The following is a 1,185-nucleotide window of genomic DNA, read 5'->3' as shown; positions in this document are numbered from 1 at the left end:
GAGAGCCGTCCGGGCGCTGGGATACTTCCATCGGTTTTTCCGCGCTGAACAGGTAATCGTAAATACGCGCCTGTATTGGCGCGGCATGAGCGGCAGATACCCAATGAATTGTGCTCTTTATCTTTTTGTTGTCAGGCGCATTACCGCCTCTTGTCTGCGGATCGTAGGTGCAGCGCACAGCTGTTATATTGCCGTTTGCGTCTTTGTCAAAACCGGTGCATGTAACAATGTACGCATACCGCAGGCGGACGGAGTTGCCGGGAAAGAGCCGGAAGTATTTGGGCGGCGGAGTCTCTTCAAAATCTTCGCGCTCAATCCACAGTTCGCGGGAAAATGGCACAAGGCGTTTTCCGGCGGATTCGTCTTCGGGATTATTTACCGCTTCCATTTCTTCACTCTTGTTCTCATCCCAGTTTTCGATAATCAATTTGAGAGGTCGCAAAACTGCCATTACACGCAGTGCGCGTTTATTCAGGTCTTCGCGAAGACAGTATTCAAGAAACGCGATGTCTACCAAGCTGTCAGTCTTTGCGATGCCAATCTGCGAAACAAAACTGCGAATCGCCTCGGGAGTGTAACCTCGTCTGCGGAGACCGGCTATTGTGGGCATTCGCGGATCGTCCCAGCCTGTAACCTGTTTATTCTGCACGAGTTTTAAAAGCCAGCGTTTGCTCATAACGGTACGGCTCAAATTAAGGCGGGCAAATTCAATCTGCCGTGAAGGGAAAACTTCCGCCTCGCGGATAAACCAATCATACAAAGGGCGGTGAATTTCGTATTCAAGCGAACAAAGAGAGTGGGTAATTCCCTCTTTTGCATCGGAAAGCGGGTGTTGAAAATCATACATGGGATAAATACACCATGAATTGCCGGTGCGGTAATGGTTTTCTCTGCGTATGCGGTACATGACAGGATCGCGCATGATTAAGTTAGGATGAGTCATGTCGATTTTAGCGCGTAACGTTTTCGCGCCATCAGGGTATTCGCCGGAACGCATTTTCGCAAAGAGGTCAAGGTTTTCTTCGACAGAACGGTCTCTGTACGGGCTGTTTCTTCAAGGCGGCGTTACGTTGATATTGTTCTTGTCCGCAACCGCCGTCCCCCGATACTCGCTCAGTTCGGTATCGGTCAGAGTGTCAAACTAAGCCTTTCCCTTTTCGATGAACTTTACAGCTACCTCGTCAA

Annotated in this window: 1 protein-coding gene; it reads right to left on the bottom strand. The window is 49.7% G+C overall.

Annotation, left to right across the window (positions count from 1 at the left end; genetic code table 11):
- On the bottom strand, positions 1–997 hold a 997-nt coding region (locus tag ACYVRA_RS06610), incomplete at its 3' end, for a glutamate--tRNA ligase family protein (RefSeq protein ID WP_461251954.1).
- Between the last annotated feature and the right edge of the window lie 188 nt (positions 998–1,185).

The sequence above is a fragment of the Treponema sp. R8-4-B8 genome, assembly GCF_054786175.1.
Note: the sequence above shows the minus strand (reverse complement) of the source record. Positions and strands in the feature narration are given on the sequence as shown.